General features: G+C 64.5%; 2 pseudogenes. Both read left to right on the top strand.

Features of this window, described 5'->3' with window-relative positions:
• Positions 1 to 276 (top strand): annotated as a pseudogene (locus QZH66_RS15415) (ribulose-phosphate 3-epimerase); the annotation flags it as partial.
• A 74-nt stretch (positions 277 to 350) separates the two neighbouring features.
• A pseudogene (locus tag QZH66_RS15410) lies at positions 351 to 614 on the top strand (hypothetical protein); the annotation flags it as partial.

Below are 614 nucleotides of genomic sequence, written 5' to 3'. Positions count from 1 at the left end.
CTCGACGACATCGACCTGGTGCTCATCATGAGCGTCAACCCCGGCTTTGGCGGCCAGAGCTTCATCGACTCGGCGCTGCGCAAGATCGAGGCGGTGCGCCGGCGCATCGACGCCTCGGGCAAGGACATCCGCCTCGAAGTGGACGGCGGCATCAAGATCGACAACATCCGCCGCGCCGCCGACGCCGGCGCCGACACCTTCGTGGCCGGCAGCGCGATTTTTGGCAAGCCCGATTACCAAAGCGTGATCGATGCCATGCGCGCGCAGCTGGCTTGAGAAACACGTTCACCAGCCTGCCTTCCGCCCTCCGAGGCCCTGCGGGGCCTTTTCCTTTTCGCACCGGACTGCCCATGATTTCCCTGCCCGTGAACCGCACCGCCCTGGACGCCGCCATCATCGACCTCGACGGCACGATGGTCGACACCCTGGGCGATTTCGCCGAGGCCATCAACCGCATGCTGAGCGAGCTGGCGCTGCCGGCCATTCCTGCGCCGGCGATCGAGCACATGGTCGGCAAGGGCTCCGAGCATTTGCTCAATTCAGTGCTCAATCACGTGCTAACGCAGGCTGGGCAAGCGCCAGAGGCTATTGAAATAGAAGCGCTCTACGTGCGC

The sequence above is a fragment of the Stenotrophomonas sp. YIM B06876 genome, from assembly GCF_030711595.1.
GTDB lineage: Bacteria > Pseudomonadota > Gammaproteobacteria > Xanthomonadales > Xanthomonadaceae > Stenotrophomonas.
The sequence above is the reverse complement of the archived record's forward strand: the minus strand, read 5'-3'. Positions and strand labels throughout refer to the sequence as shown.